1 pseudogene is annotated in these 1,606 nt (G+C 37.2%); it reads left to right on the top strand.

Annotated elements, in window-relative coordinates:
- Positions 1 to 1,606: pseudogene (locus tag H593_RS21060) on the top strand (hypothetical protein); the annotation flags it as partial.

The following is a 1,606-nucleotide window of genomic DNA, read 5'->3' as shown; positions in this document are numbered from 1 at the left end:
GTAACAGCAACTATAGATGCCTCAGGAAACTTTAGCAATACCGCTAGTGTAAGTGCCGATGAGACAGATCCAGTAGCAACTAATAATATAGATGACGGAACAGATGGAAATAATGGAGGAACAGCCGTAGATTCATTAACAGTTGACGCAGTAGATGACGATTTCGGAGGAACATCTTTTAATCCAGTTACTGGAGGAACAACAGGTTCTGTATTTGATAATAATGGAATTGGAACAGATTTGGCAGATGGTTTACCAGCAACAGATGCTAATATTTCAGATAATATTACGATTGCAGATGATGATGGTCTTACAGGTGTTACAATTGATAGTGATGGTGCCATAAATATTCCAGCTGGTTCATTGCCAGGAATATATAACGTACAATATACAATCTGTTTAGAAGCAGATCCTACGATATGCGACACTGCAACGGTAACTATTGTTGTTGCTGATTGTGCTGATTACCCAACAAATGATTGCGACGGTGATGGTGTTATTAATTCAGCTGACACATGTGATGGTTTTGATGATAATGCAGATGCAGATGGTGATTTAGTTCCCGATGGTTGTGACGATGATGATGATAATGATGGATTATTAGATGCAGACGAACGTGGAGATACAGTAAATGGTCAGCCAGCATGCGGAAGTGAAACAACATTCGATTTTAGTGCTATCCCTACTGAAGAAACTGGTGACGGTAATATTGCAACATTGCTTGAGGGTGAAGTTTTTAGATTTTCAGCTGTGCAAGCAGGAGTAGACGCTTTGGTGACTTTAGTGGATTTTGTAAATGCTGAAGTCGATATTTTGGATGATAACTCCTCTAATGCAGAATACTTTAAACCTGGCACAAGATTTACAAGTTTAAATCCTAACCAAGAAGGATATGTAGAATTCAATATTCAATTTGTAGTTGCAGGTACTTTAACTTTGGCACCTCAAGCTACAGAAGTATTCATTAATTTAAATGATATAGACGGAACTCCAGATTTAATGGAACGTGATAGAGTTCAAACACCATTAAGTTATGTATTAAGTAATCCTAGTGATGTAACAATTGAAAATGAACCAAACTTCTTATTAGTAACATCAGGTAATGTTAATTTTCCTGGTAGTTCTAATGTGAATGCAAATTTAAATGTGTCGACTAGATACGAGAATTTTAATAGTTACAACATGAGGTTGGGAGTAAGAGCTACAAACGCAATTTCTGATGTGGTTAGATATCACAGTATACAGTTTGCATGTGTTACCAACTTTACTAATCCTGAAACGACAGATCCTGATACAGATAATGATGGAATTCCAGACTATCTAGATTCAGATAGTGATAACGATGGTTGTCCAGATGCTCTAGAAGGTGACGGAGGTTATACGTTGTCAGATTTAGATGCAGATGATTCATTAGGAGATAATGTAGATGCTAATGGTATTCCTCAAGATGGAGCAATGAATTCATTACAACAAAATGATGTAAGTTCTACAGACGCGGCTATAAATAGTTGTGAAAGCCCAATTATCCTAGCAGAGAAGAGTGCGACAATCACAGATAATGGAGATGGTGTACTAGGAGCAGGAGACACAATCAACTACATAATTA

Source organism: Psychroserpens burtonensis DSM 12212, from assembly GCF_000425305.1.
GTDB lineage: Bacteria > Bacteroidota > Bacteroidia > Flavobacteriales > Flavobacteriaceae > Psychroserpens > Psychroserpens burtonensis.
The sequence above is the reverse complement of the archived record's forward strand: the minus strand, read 5'-3'. Positions and strand labels throughout refer to the sequence as shown.